The organism is Symbiobacterium turbinis, assembly GCF_055383075.1.
Genome location: NZ_AP042433.1, coordinates 1,791,699 through 1,804,556, shown reverse-complemented (window position 1 = coordinate 1,804,556; position 12,858 = coordinate 1,791,699). Strand labels below are relative to the sequence as shown.

9 protein-coding genes are annotated in these 12,858 nt (G+C 71.1%); 5 read left to right on the top strand and 4 right to left on the bottom strand.

The genetic code is table 11. The features are described from left to right. Nucleotides 1-205 precede the first annotated feature (205 nt). From ACZ45O_RS08525 to ACZ45O_RS08505, 5 genes are all read left to right on the top strand, one after another. On the top strand, nucleotides 206-1,381 hold the full coding sequence (locus ACZ45O_RS08525) for a metallophosphoesterase family protein (RefSeq protein ID WP_464857423.1): 1,176 nt from the start codon (nucleotides 206-208) through the stop codon (nucleotides 1,379-1,381). A gap of 6 nt (nucleotides 1,382-1,387) precedes the next feature. Further along, a complete protein-coding gene (locus ACZ45O_RS08520; protein WP_464857421.1) occupies nucleotides 1,388-5,047 on the top strand; it encodes an AAA family ATPase in 3,660 nt (1,219 codons plus the stop codon). Nucleotides 5,048-5,544: 497 nt separating this feature from the next. Then, nucleotides 5,545-6,303, top strand: coding sequence for an SDR family NAD(P)-dependent oxidoreductase (locus ACZ45O_RS08515; protein WP_464857702.1), 759 nt, complete (start codon nucleotides 5,545-5,547; stop codon nucleotides 6,301-6,303). A gap of 67 nt (nucleotides 6,304-6,370) precedes the next feature. After that, nucleotides 6,371-7,225 (top strand): alpha/beta fold hydrolase, encoded by an 855-nt coding sequence (locus tag ACZ45O_RS08510; protein WP_464857419.1) that lies wholly within the window; start codon nucleotides 6,371-6,373, stop codon nucleotides 7,223-7,225. Nucleotides 7,226-7,389: 164 nt separating this feature from the next. Then, the gene (locus ACZ45O_RS08505) at nucleotides 7,390-7,920 is read left to right on the top strand and encodes an N-acetyltransferase family protein (RefSeq protein ID WP_464857417.1); all 531 of its coding nucleotides are present in this window, start codon (nucleotides 7,390-7,392) and stop codon (nucleotides 7,918-7,920) included. A gap of 99 nt (nucleotides 7,921-8,019) precedes the next feature. Here the strand turns inward: ACZ45O_RS08505 and ACZ45O_RS08500 are convergent, their stop codons facing one another. The 4 genes from ACZ45O_RS08500 to ACZ45O_RS08485 form a co-directional block, all read right to left on the bottom strand. Continuing rightward, nucleotides 8,020-9,390 (bottom strand): GntP family permease, encoded by a 1,371-nt coding sequence (locus ACZ45O_RS08500; protein WP_464857415.1) that lies wholly within the window; start codon nucleotides 9,388-9,390, stop codon nucleotides 8,020-8,022. Between the two features lie 63 nt (nucleotides 9,391-9,453). Beyond that, nucleotides 9,454-10,461: a 4-hydroxythreonine-4-phosphate dehydrogenase PdxA gene (pdxA, locus tag ACZ45O_RS08495; RefSeq protein ID WP_464857413.1), complete on the bottom strand. Its 1,008-nt coding sequence runs from the start codon at nucleotides 10,459-10,461 to the stop codon at nucleotides 9,454-9,456. A gap of 195 nt (nucleotides 10,462-10,656) precedes the next feature. Next, nucleotides 10,657-11,910 carry a four-carbon acid sugar kinase family protein gene (locus ACZ45O_RS08490; protein ID WP_464857411.1) on the bottom strand — a complete coding sequence of 418 codons (1,254 nt, stop codon included), beginning with the start codon at nucleotides 11,908-11,910 and terminating at the stop codon, nucleotides 10,657-10,659. Further along, complete coding sequence (locus ACZ45O_RS08485) at nucleotides 11,897-12,658, bottom strand: DeoR/GlpR family DNA-binding transcription regulator (protein ID WP_464857409.1); 762 nt, start codon at nucleotides 12,656-12,658, stop codon at nucleotides 11,897-11,899. Before ACZ45O_RS08485 ends, ACZ45O_RS08490 begins: the two co-directional genes overlap by 14 nt. Between the last annotated feature and the right edge of the window lie 200 nt (nucleotides 12,659-12,858).

Below are 12,858 nucleotides of genomic sequence, written 5' to 3'. Positions count from 1 at the left end.
GTCCGATCGCGTAAAGGGAGACGGCAGGCCGGTGCATGATCATGCACTGGCCTGCACCTGCTTCACCCCTGCCGACGGGAATGCGGCGCACGGCGCTTCGCGCACAGAAAGGAATTCCTTCGCCTCCCGGCCAATTTGTGGAGCAGATGGTTTGGCGCGGCCCCGGGGCGGGCCGCGAAGCGATCGCGAAAGGAGGCTGCGTACAGTGCTGCGCATCCTGCACCTCGCCGACCTGCACCTGGGCTGGCAGCCGTCCTTCATGCCCCGGGAGCAGGCGGAGGAGCGCCGCCGCCGGCGGGACGGCCTGCTCAGCCGGGCCGTGGACCTGGCCCTGGACCCCGCCCGGCAGATCGGCCTCGTGCTGATCGTCGGCGACCTGTTCGAGACCCACTGCCCCGAAGAGTCGCTGGTGGCCGCGGCCATGGCCCAGCTGCGCCGGCTGGAGCAGGCCGGCGTCCCGGTGGTGACGGTGCCCGGCAACCACGACGAGATCACCTATCCCAACTCGGTCTACCAGACGCACCGGGACGACTGGCCGGGCATCCTGGTCACCAATCCGCACCCGGCCCACGTGGCGAGCCTGGAGGCGCAGGGCGAGACGGTGCACCTCTACAGCCTGGCCTACACCGGCGGCATCACCCAGACCCAGCCGGCCATCAGCCAGTTTCCGCGGCTGGACGAGCCCGGCATCCACCTGGCGGCCTTCCACGGTACCCTGGGCGACTCGCTCGGGGAGAGGTCGCTGCCGCTGGACCCCGCGGCGCTCGGGCAGGCGGGTTACCACTATGTCGCCCTGGGCCACATCCACAAGCCCGGCGAGGTGCGCATGGGGCGGGGGCTGGCCGTGTACCCCGGCGCGGTGGAGGGGAAGGGGTTCGACGATCCGGGAACCGGGCAGTTCACCATCGCCGCGCTGGAGCCGGGCGGCGTGACCCTGGAACGGGTCCCGGCCGGGGTGCAGCCCGTGGTGGTGCACGACCTGGACGTCTCCGCCATGGCGGATGCGGCGCAGGTGGCCGAGGCGGTCGCTGCCCTGGCTGACCGGGAGGTCATCGCCGGTCTGGCCGACCGCGAGGTTATCCCCGGACTGGCCGGCGCCGATGCCGTCGTCCGGGTGCGCCTGACCGGCACCGCCCCGGAGCTGCTGGACCCGGAGGCCATCGCGGCTGCCTGCGCCCACCGGTTCTTCTACCTGGAGGTCGTCGACGAGACCGATTCCCTCTCCCCGCAGCTGCTGGACCGGTGGGCGGGGGAGCGGACCATCCTGGGCGAGTTCATCCGGCGCATGCGCCGGCGGCTGGACGAGGAGCAGGACGAGGGCGAGCGGGCCGTCCTGGAGGAGGCCCTGCGCCGGGGCGTGCAGGCCATGCTGAGGAGGTGACCGACCGTGGCAGGGGTGATCTGGCATTCGGTGTCGCTCACGGGCTTCGGGCCCTACGCGGAAAAGACGACCTACACATTCCCCGCCGACTTCGGCGTGCTGGTGGCCCCGAATGAGTCCGGCAAGTCCACCCTGGTGGCCGGGCTGATGGCCACGCTCTACGGGCTGCCCACCGGCGGCTCGCCCTCAGACTTCGGGCAGACCCGCTACCGCCACCTGGGGCGGGCCCCCGGCTTTGAGGGGGAGGTGGAGTTCACCGCCGCCGATGGCCTGCGCTACCACGTCTGGCGCGACTTCGAGCGCCACCAGGTGGTCGTGACCCGGCACGGGCCGGAGGGCCCCGAGCGCATCTACCGGGGCACGCACAACCCCGGGGCGCGGACCGGCAGGGAGCAGTACGAGCAGCTGATCACCGGGCTGGTGGGCCTCACCTCCCGGGAGCTGCTGGCGGCCATCTTCTGTGTGACCCAGCCGCTGCCCGAGATGGAGCAGGTGGACCATTCGGTGCAGGAGCTCCTGGCCGGCGCGGGTGGCGGGCGGCCGCAGCAGGCCCTGTCCAGGCTGGCGGAGGAGGCCGCGAAGTGGACCCGCTACCCGGCCGAGTACGGCTTCCCCACGAACATGCGGAAGGACCGGGAACTGGAGGAGCTGCAGGGGAAGATCCGGGCGCTCGCGGCCCAGATTGAGCAGGCCCGGTCGGCCGTGGACCTCTACCACCGGTCCGCCGGGCACCTGCAGGAGGTGGAGGCGGAGTACGAGGAGGCGCGCCGGGAGGCCGGCCAGCGGAGGAAGGTGCTGGACGCCCTGCAGGAGTGGCAGCGGCTGGCTGAGCGGCGGCGGCAGCACCGGCGGCAGGTGGGCAGCCTGCGCCGGGCGCTGGAGAGCGCCCGCGACGCCGCCAGGCAGGTGGACGAGCTGCGGGGCCGCCTGGCCCGGGAGTGGCCCGAGCTGGCGGCGCTGTCGGCCGACACGGGTGATCGTCTTCAGGCGCTGATCGGGCTGGAGGAGGACCTGGCCCAGCGGGCCGGGGAGGCCGCCGACCTGGAGCGGCAGCGCAGGGAGAGCGAGCGGGCGGCGGAGGAGGCCGAGGCCCGGCTGCAGTCGGAGTTCGGCGACGTGGCCGGGCGCGCCGCGCTCCCCCGGGACGTGCGGGAGCTGCGGGCCAGGCTGGCCGAGCTGAAGCGGCTGGAGGAGCTGCTGGCGGACCTGGCCGCCGAGGAGGCCCGGCTGACGGAGCGGCTCTCGGCGGGGCCGGACTGGGGTGAACTGGGCCGGCCGGCCGGCGAGGCGGTGCGCCGCCTGCGCACGGCGAAGGACGAGGCCCTGCACCGGTGGGAGCGGTACGAGCGGCTGCGGGAGAAGGTGGAGCAGGCCGGGGCGGCCCTGCAGCGGTACGCGGTCTTCGCCGGGCAGCCCCCGGAGGTGCTGGAGCAGGTGCGCCGCTTCCACGTGCTGGAGGCCGAGGCGAGGCGGCAGGCGGAGGTGGCGGCGGCCCGGGCCGAGGACCTCGACCGGCAGCTGCGCCGGCTGGAGGCGGAGGCGGAGCGGCTCCGGCAGGACTACGCCGACGTCGCCGGCCTGGATGAAGCCGTGATCGCCGCCGCCCGGGAGAAGGCGGCCCTCCTGCAGCAGACAGACCAGGTGCAGGAGCGGCTCGCCGCGGTCCGAGAGGCGGCGAAGGCGGGGCGGAAGCGGATACAGGGCCTCGGCGCGGCCGTCGGCCTGCTGCTGGGCTTCGGCCTGGGCTGGCTGGCGGGGCGCGCGCTGCTGCCCGGGTCCCCGGCGGGCGGGGCAGCGCTGCCCGGTGCGGCCATGGCGGCCGCGGCGGTTCTCGCGCTGCTGGGCGGAGGCCTGGGCTACTTCCTGGGCGGCCGGATGGCGGGCGGCGCGGCGGCCGAGGAGGCCCGGGCCCTGGAGCGGCGGCAGCGGGAGCTGGCGGCGCAGATCGCGGCCCTCCACCTGGGGCCGCTCTCGGCGGAGCCGCCGCTCAGGCTGAACCTGCTGGTGCAGCAGTGGGAGGACTGGCGCCGGCGCTGGGCGGCGCTGGAGGAGGAGCGCCGCGCCCTCACCGATTCCCCTGAGAAGGCCGCGCTGCGGGAGGCGGCCGAACGGGCCCGGCGGGAGCTGGACCAACTGGCGGAGCGGCTTCGGCCCTTCACGGAGCGCTTCGCCGACCCGGCCGCCGCCCTGGCCGAGTGGGAGACGCTGCAGCGGGACCTGGAGCGGGACCGGGCGGACCTGGACGAGCTCTGCCAGGCGGAGTGGGGGGTGCCCGCCGACCAGGTGGAGGAGCTGGCGCTTTCCGCCGCGCCGGGCCGCTGGGCCGAGCTGGCGAAGCTGGCGCGGCTCGCGGACCGTGCGGGACTGTCGCCGGAGGATCCGCCTGCGCGGCTGGCGGAGCTGGTTCGGTGGCTCAGGGCCGCGACGCCGTCCTGGTGGGAGCGGGTCATCGCCGAAGCCAGCGAGTGGTCGGCTGACGACCAGCGCCTCGCCGAGGTGCGGGCAGAGCGCCGGCGCATTGAGGAGGCCGGGCCGGACGGGCGCTCCCGGGTCGAGCGGCTGAAGCAGGAGGTCTCAGCCTTGCGGGCGCAGGTGGCCCCCTTCGATGAGCAGGCTGACCCGGACGAGCTGGAGGCCCGGGTGGCCGCGGCGGACGCGGTGCGCGCCCAGGCCGAGCGGGACCGGGCGGCGGCGAAGACGCTGCAGGAGCGGGAGCGGCAGGTCGCCGAGCAGCAGTCGGCCCTGGCTGAGCAGGCGGAGGCCCTGCGCCGCTTGCTGGAGCCGGCGCTGTCTGCGGCCGGAGGCGACCCCCGGGCTGCGCTGGAGCGGTGGCGGGCCCGGGAGCAGGCCCTGCGCCAGGTGCAGGAGGGGGAGAAAGAGCTGGGCGGCATCCTCACCGCTTCGGGCGCGTCCGACCTGGACGACCTGGACGGCCGGCTGACCGACGCGGAACTGGAGTGGCGGCGCACCGTCGAGCGGCTGGAGGCGCTGGTGCGCGAGCACCCGGGGCTGCCCCCGGCGGATGAGGCGGACGACCCGCTGGCGGTGCAGGGCCGGATTCAGGAGCTGCGGGAGGAGCAGCAGCGCACCGAGACGCGCCTGGAGCAGCTGGAGGCCCAGCGCCGCGCCCTGCGGGACCAGCTCCAGGACCTGGGCCGGGAGACCATCAACCTGGCCGAGGCCGAGATGCGGCTGGCGGAGATGCGTGAGGAGGAGCAGAAGCTGGTGCGGAAGGTCCGGGCGCTCGGGATCGCCTACCAGGAGCTGGGGGAGGCGGTGCGGATCTACCGGACGACCTACCGGGAGCGGCTGGAGGCCGCCGCGACCGAGTACTGGGCGGGCCTCACCGGGCGCAGCGGGCGCCGGGTGCGGCTGAGCGACGAGTTCACCGTGAGCGTGGTCGAGCCCGACGGGGTGGTGCTCACGCCGCCCCAGCTCAGCAAGGGCGCGCAGGACCAGCTCTACCTTGCCCTGCGGCTGGCCATCGGCGACCTGATCGCCGAGGAGGTGCGCCTGCCCTTCGTCTTCGACGACCCGTTCCTCAACTGCGACGAGGAGCGGCTGGCGCACATCCGGGGGGCGCTGGCCAGGCTGGCTGAGGAGCGGCAGGTGCTGCTGCTGAGCCACCGGGAGGACTTCGCGGCGTGGGGTTCGCCGGTGGTGTGAACGGGGTTTGGCGGCCCTGCCGCCGACGGGATGCAAGTGCGGGCGCTCGCGTGTGCGGGCGCCCGCAGGGTCTTGCTGGGGGACGGAGCGGGAGAGCGGGGACGTCGGTGGGTGGCTTGGTTCTGGCTGCGATGGTCGCGGAAACAACCGTTGGGGCGCGAATGGTTAAGGTATGTTGGTGTCGCAGGGGGGCGGGAACGGGGCTCCGCCGCATTGCGTTCTGTTCGGATTGGCTGTTGCTGGTGGCCGGAGCGGGAGAACGGGGGACGCCGTGGGCAGTGGACCGATTAGCACCCCCAGGCTGAACGGAGCAGCCAACAGCAAGTGCGAACAGACGATATGGTGCGGGACAGGAGGGTGCATCTGGGCGCGAAAGTTGAACCCGCGAAAGTCCAACAGTGGTGAACCGATCCGCCCATGGCAGGGGAAGCCCCGGGCTGGCAGCGAATGGTTCGGGAGAAAACTCCCACGGCGAAAGGATGGAGCTAACGGTGCAGATGTTCTCACTGCAAGGCCGGGTGGCGCTGGTCACCGGCGCGGGGCGCGGCATCGGCCGGGCCCTGGCCCTGGGCCTGGCGGATGCCGGGGCAGATGTGGTCTGCCTGGCGCGGACCGCATGCGAGGTGGAGACCGCTGCCGAAGAGATCCGGGCAAAGGGCCGCCGCGCGCTGGCGGTGACGGCGGACGTGACCTGCCAGCAGCAGGTGACGGCGGCGGTGGAGGCGGTCCTCGAGCGGTTCGGCAAGATCGACATCCTGGTGAACAACGCGGGTATCAACATGCGCAAGCCGGCCCTGGAGGTCGCGGAGGATGACTGGGACCGGGTGGTGGAGACCAACCTGAAGGGTCCCTTCCTGGTCGCCCAGACGGTGGGCCGGCACATGTGCGAGCGGGGCTACGGCCGGATCATCAACGTCGCTTCCGTGGGCGGCGCGGTGGCTCTGCGCACGGGGGTCGCCTACGGCGCCAGCAAGGCGGGGCTCCTTCACATGACCCGCATCCTGGCGATGGAATGGGCCCGGTACGGCGTGACGGTGAACGCCGTCGGCCCCTGGTACTTCCGCACGCCGCTGACCGAGCAGCTGCTGCAGGATGAGCAGTACGTGGCCGAGATCCTGGCCCGCACGCCCATGCGGCGCATCGGCGACCTCAGCGAGCTCGTCGGGCCGGTGGTCTTCCTGGCGTCCGCGGCGTCCAGTTACGTCACCGGCCAGGCCCTTATGGTGGACGGCGGCATGACGATCTACGGGTTCTGACCGGCAGGCTTCTTGTCCCGGACGCCAAATATTTAGGTATGCGCAACTCGCAAAGAGGAGTGGAACGATGACACAGGTGACTCAGACGCTCTTGAAGACGCGCGTGGGCGACACCTTCGTCCACCAGGCCGGAACCGAGCATGAGCAGGCGATCCTGTTCCTGCACGGCTCCGGCCCGGGGGCGTCCGCGTGGGCCAACTGGCAGTACGCCGTGCCCACGCTGGGTGAGCGCTACCACACCATCGCGCCCGACCTGGCCGGCTTCGGGCAGAGCCTGCATCCCGACCCGGCGCCGCAGGGGATCCGCCGCTGGATGCGGCTGTGGATCGACCAGATCCTGGCCCTGCTGGACGAGCTGAAGCTCGGCCGGGTCCACCTGGTGGGCAACTCCATGGGCGGCGCGATCGCCCTTCACCTGCTGGCCGAGGCGCCGGAGCGGTTCGACCGCGCCGTGCTGATGGGTCCCGCCGGCGGACCGATCCGCCTCAGCCCCGAACTGGACCGGGTCTGGGGCTTCTACGAGGATCCGTCGCCCCGGACGCTCGCGCAGGCCTTCCGCTGGTTTGCCTACGACGACTCGGCGGTCGGCGGCAATATCGATGCCATCGCCGAGATGCGCTTCGCCCTGGCCATGGAGCCCCGGGTGCGGGCCTCCTACGAGGCCATGTTCCCCCGGCCCCGCCAGGAGATCCTGGATCAGCTGGTCCTGCCCGACTCCGCGCTGCGGCGCATCCAGAATCCGGTCCTGCTGATCCACGGGCGAGATGACAAGGTGGTGCCGCTGGAGAGCAGCCTGCACCTGCTCGCCCGCCTGCCCCGCGTCCAGCTCCATGTGATCGGCCAGTGCAGCCACTGGACGCAGATCGAGTACCGGGACACCTTTCACCGGCTGCTGGAGGATTTCTTCACCGGCGCGATCTAGCCAGGTGCCATCTGGACAGTAGGCGGCGTATCGCGTATCAGGGCCGAACGGAGGGGGGGAGGTAGGGCCGGAAGTGTCATTGTATGAAAGGCGCCCGCCGGGATACACTATAAGTGAAAATGGTAACAATATTCGCGGCCGCATTCAGAAAGTGAGGGCTGCCTATGCCCGCCATTCTGCAGCACGAGACGGTCTCCTTTGAATCCCGGACGGGGCGCCTGGTCACCATCCGGCCCTGCACGCCGGCAGATGCCCCCCTCATCGTCGAGATGTACGAGCGCCTGTCTCCCCGGACGCTGCGCTTCCGCTACTGCTCGGGCCTGCGCATCTCGGGGGAGGTCGAGGCGGCGCGCCTCTGCGGGGGCGATCCGGACGAGCGGACTGTGCTGCTGGCTCTGAGCGAAGGTGAGGTCATCGGCGTCGGCGAGCTGGGCCGCGTGTCGGAGGACTGCGCCGAGATCGCCATCGTCGTGCGCGACGACTGCCAGGGCGAGGGCATCGGCACCGCCATGGGCCACGAGTTGGTGGCCGCCGCCCGGGAGCGGGGTTTCACCCGGCTGCAGGCGTACATGCTGGCCGACAACCGGGCCATGCGCCGGGTCATCGCCAAGCTGCCCTTCTCCCGCACGTGGGAGGGCGGCTGCGGCGAGCTCTGCGTAACGCTGGAGCTCGCCTGCCCCGCGGCCTTGCGCTAGCATGGCCGTGTGCTGGCGCAGGCTTGCGCTAGCATAGAGACACGACAACGGCCCGGGAGGCAGATGCCCTGCCTCCCGGGCCGCTCGCGCGCCCGCACGCTACCCGAATATGGCGTTCACGATCACCAAGCAGATGCCGGATGTGAGCCAGGCCAGGGTGGTGGGCACCGACCAGACCCGGATCTGCTCCCGCACGTCCTCGATGCCGATGAAGCGGTTGACGACCCAGTAGAAGGAGTCGTTGAAGTAGCTGAAGACGAAGGCGCCCATCGAGGCGGACATGGCGGCAAAGACGGGATTGACGCCCAGCGGGCCCAGGATCGGCGCGGTGATCGAGGCGGCCGTCAGCATGGCGACGGTGCCGGAGCCCTGGATCAGCCGCAGGGCGGTGGCGATGATGAACGGCAGCAGGATGGCCGGCAGCGCACTGTCGGCCAGGGTCTGCGCCAGGTAGTCGCCTACGCCGCTGGCCCGGATGACGTTGCCCAGCGCGCCGCCCGCACCGGTCACCAGGATGATGATGCCGGCCGACTGGACGCCCTTCTCCAGCTCCTTCAGGATGTCGGGCCGGGTGATCTTCGCGCCCAGGCCGTAGATGGCGATGAGCAGGCCGAACAGCACGGCGATGATCGGCTGGCCCATGAAGATGAGGAAGCGGGCGAATGCGCTGCTGGCGCCGACGGCGGAGAGGGTGGTGTTGAGGAGGATCAGGATGATGGGCACCAGGATGGGCGCGAAGGAGAGCGCCGTGCTGGGCAGGTCCTCCCGCTCCTCAACCTCGACCGCCTGCTCGTATTCGGCCTTCCATTCTTTGCGCTCCCAGCCCTCGCCGTCCTCGGTGGGCACCTGGTAGATCTTCCGGCCCAGCCAGGTGGCGTAGGCGATGCCCACGGCCACGACGGGGATCGCGAACACGATGCCCCACAGGACCATCTTGCCGACGTCCGCCCCGAAGATGCCGGCGGTTCCCAGCGGGCCCGGGGTCGGCGGCACCAGGTGGTGCGTGGCCACCAGACCCACGGCCAGCGAGATGCCCAGGGTGACGACGGACTTGCCGCTCTGCCGGGAGAGCGCCTTGGCGAGCGGCGCCAGGATGACGTAACCGGAATCACAGAAGATCGGGATGGAGGTGAAGTAGCCGGTGGCGGCCAGGGCCCACTCCGGGCGGTTCCGGCTCAGGCGTTTCAGGAAGAAGATCGCCATGCGTTCCGCGGCGCCGGAGACCTCCAGGATGCGGCCCATCATCACGCCGAAGCCGATGACGATACCGATGCTGCCCAGGGTACTGCCGAACCCGCCGGTGATGGCCGAACTGACATCGACCGGATCCATGCCGCCGATCAGGCCGATGAGCGCGGCCGCGATGATCAGTGCCGGGAAAGCGTGGATCTTGGTCTTCAGGATCAGCAGGACGAGGACGACGATGCCGATGACCAGGGCCAGGAGCATCTGGGTACCTGAGACTGCCATACCTAAACCTCCTTCGACACTCGTAATGGATGGAGGCGCGCGGAGGTGAGGCCCCGGCAGACCTCACCCCGCGCGGCGAAACGCCGATGCGTATTTGGCTGCGACCCGGATCGCCTCTTCCAGGCTGACGGAGCTGGCCTTCCCCGTGCCGGCGATGTCGAACGCCGTGCCGTGGTCGACGGAGGAGCGGAGGAAGGGCAGGCCGAGGGTGATGGAGACGGTGCGCTCGAAGTCGTACATCTTGGCCGCGATGTGCCCCTGATCGTGGTAGAGGCTCAGCACCGCGTCGAAGCGGCCCTGCGCGGCGTGCCAGAAGACGGAGTCGGCCGGGTACGGGCCGCTCACGTCGTACCCTTCCGCCTGCGCGGCCTGAATGGCCGGCTCGATCTCCCGGACCTCCTCATCTCCGAACAGGCCGTGCTCGCCGCCGTGGGGGTTCAGTCCGGCCACCGCGAGCTTCGGCCGCTCCAGGCCGAGCTGCCGGAGCGCGGCCGTGCACCTGCGGATGTAATCCAGCACCCGCTCCCGGGTGATCATGCGGATGGCCTCGGCCAGCGCCACGTGGCGGGTGAGGAAGAAGATCCGCAGCCCCCGGGTCTCGAACATGGTGAGGGGGTCGTGGCTGCCGGTGAACGCCCCGAACATCTCGGTGTGGCCGATGAAATCGATGTCGGCCGCCCTCAGCGCTTCCTTATTGATCGGACCCGTCGTCACGGCATCGATGGCCCCTTCCCGGGCCAGTTCGATCGCGCGCTTGATGTAGGCGAAGGAGGCCGCGCCGGCCGGAGCCTGCACCTCGCCCCACTTCAGGCTGTTCATGTCCACGAGCTGGATGTCCACCAGGTCGATGGTCCCATGCCGGTACTTGCCCTCTGCCGGGGAAGCCACCGGGTGCAGGTCGAGCCGCACGCCTGTGGTCTCGTAGGCGCGGGCCATCACCCGGCTGTCGCCGAACAGGAGGGGGCGGCACAGCTCGTACATCTCCGGGTTGTTCAGCGCTTTCGCGGCGATCTCCGGCCCGATGGAGGCCGGGTCGCCCATGGTGATGCCGATCAGGGGCCGTGTTTGCATCAGGGTGTCCTCCTCAAGTCTGTTGGGGTGTGCCCGCCGCTCGCGGGGTAGGGCTTCAGTTGGCGGGGTGTGCCCGCCGCTCGCGGGGTAGGGCTTCAGTTGGCGGGGTCTGCCCCCCGCTCGCGGGGTAGGGCTCCAGTTGGCGGGGTCTGCCCACCGCTCGCAGGGGAAGGGCCTCAGTTTCGTGGGTCGTGCTCACAGGTTCAGCAGGTGGCGGACGCAGGTGACCGCCGCGGTGTGGTCGCCGATGAGGCCGCCCTTGGTGACGATGGCCAGGTCGGGGCGCAGGCCGCCCAGCAGGTGGCCCTGCACGGCCAGCGGCAGGACCTCGGCCCTCAGCTCGATCGCTCCCGCCTGCAGGCGGCGGCAGACGCCCAGCGTGATGTCGCCACCGGTGGTGTAGATGCCCGCTATGCCGGGCAGCCGGTGGAGGGCGCGGGCGGCGATCTCGGCAAACCCGGCGGCGATGCGCCCGGCCGTCTCCGAGTCGACGGTCAGGATCTCTGAGCTGCGAATGCCGATCACTGGCTGTTCGGCGGGCATTGCGGCCAGCTCCCCGACGACCCGGTCGATCTCGGCCTCCGCGGCCTCGCCGCCCTGGCCCAGGCGCCGGGCATCCGCGCGGATCAGCCGGGTGCCGGTCTCGGCCTCCAGGTGGTCCAGCTGCTTCCGCGTGAGGTCGGTGACGCTGCCGGCCACCACCAGCACCCGCCGCCGCACGGGCGGAACGGACGCCGTGACGAAGGCCGCCGTGAGCGGTCCGGGGTCGGCGGCGACGCAGGTGACGCCGCTGCGGGCCATGCCGAGGCCCAGCGTCCGGATGTCCTCATCGGTCTCGGCATCGGCGCAGACGATGCGCACGCCCTGCCCGGCCATCTCGGCGATCGTCTCGGCCACCGCCCCGGCCCCCGCCCGCACGCGCGCGAGCGGCAGCAGTTCCACGGGCAGGCTGGTCTGGCTGCGGACCAGGGTGGGCACGTGCGATTCGGTGACGGGGCAGAGCGGGTCGTTCCGCACCTCCGTTTCGGCCAGGGGCACGCCGTGCACGTAGTGGATGCCGTCGCGCGCCGTCCGGCCGCTGGCGGGGAAGGCGCCGGTGACCACGGCGACGGAGCCCGGGCCCAGGGCCGCCAGCACCGCCTCCACCTCCGGGCCGACGTTGCCCCTGAGGGTGGAGTCGATGCGCTTGGCCATGGGCCGGCGGCCGTGGTCCAGCAGGAGCCGGGAGGCGGCATCCACGCGGCGGCGCGCCTCGTCGGCCGGCGCAGCCCGGGATTCCGTGGCGATGACGATGCAGGGGTAGTCGTCCAGCCCGCCTTCTGGCCAGCGGAGCTCGGTCAGCGACGCGGTGGGATAGCCGGTGCGGGTGAGCAGGACTCCGGTGGCGTTGGCGCCGGTGAGGTCGTCTGCGATGACGCCGACTGCGGGACGGTTCTCAGACGAGGTCAAGGGGTATCCCTCCTTCGCGGATCGCCTTCTCTGCCTCTGGGGGCAGTCCGTGGTCGGTGATCACCCGGTCGAACGCGGAGAAGTGGCAGATCTGGTAGGTCGCCCTGCGGTTGAACTTGGAGGAATCCGTAACCAGCACCGCGTGCTGCGCGGCCTGGATGATCGCCCGCTTCAGCGTCACCTTGGCGAGGGTGGGGGTGGTGAGGCCGTGCTCGACATCCGCAGAGGAAGTGCCGACGAAGCCGATGTTCACCGTGAGGCTGCGCACGAACTGCTCGGCCAGCGGCCCCAGCAGGTTGTAGACCTCCGGCATGGCGGTGCCGCCGGTGACGATGACCTCGATCCCGGGCCCGTCGCAGAGCTCGAGGGCAATGCGCAGGTCCACGGTGATCACCGTGAGCCCCTTGCGCCCCTTCAGGCAGCGGGCGATGGCGAGGGTGGTGGAGCCGGCGTCCAGCAGCACCACGTCGCCCTCCTGCACCAGGTCCGCGGCGGCCCGGCCGATGCGCTGCTTCTCTTCGATGTGGGAGACGGCCTTGGCCGCAAACGGCTGCTCGCCGATGAGCCCGGCCGCGACGGTGGCCCCGCCGTAGGTGCGCACGAGGTGACCCTCTTTCGCCAGCCGTTCGAGGTCCCGGCGGATGGTCATCTCGGACACGCCGAACTCCTGGGCCAGCTCCCGCACCTGTACCTGACCGTGCTGCTGCAGGTTCTCCAAGATCTTATTTAGCCGGTCGCGAATGTTCATATTGAACATCTCCATCGTCTGAGTTTGGGATATTCATGATCGGTTCGCACACATTGGGTGTTCTATGTGAACGTATTCGGCTCCTGCTGCAATGTTGTCAGATCGGCGCAAAAGTTCTACACGATCGTAGGGCGTGTCTCTATCGGACTAGTCCGTTGGGGAAGCGGTGGGGGATGCCGGGGGGCCGGTTGGACAGAAAG